General features: G+C 51.9%; 1 protein-coding gene. It reads left to right on the top strand.

What is annotated here, in order from left to right; genetic code table 11:
* Positions 1-258 (top strand): hypothetical protein (locus tag SB775_RS31205; protein WP_410865154.1); only part of this gene is annotated, 258 nt, incomplete at both ends.

The following is a 258-nucleotide window of genomic DNA, read 5'->3' as shown; positions in this document are numbered from 1 at the left end:
CAGGAAATGACCGAAACGCTAGAACGCGAAGAGGCGGAATGGACAGTGTCGCTCCTTGAAGAAGGTAAATTTCTCCACGATGTTCAGCTAGCGTACCCATTCCGGGAAGTATTGGCGAAGCTCAAGCAGCCGGCTAACTTCCTGTCGCTCTTTACGCGGACCTTCCCGCTCGTCACCATCAAGAAATCACTTGCCTATTCCTGCAAGCCCATGCAATCGTTCCACGGGCAGATGAATCTGCTGCAAGCTGAAATGGAA

It is taken from the genome of Peribacillus sp. SIMBA_075, assembly GCF_046534585.1.
The sequence above is the reverse complement of the archived record's forward strand: the minus strand, read 5'-3'. Positions and strand labels throughout refer to the sequence as shown.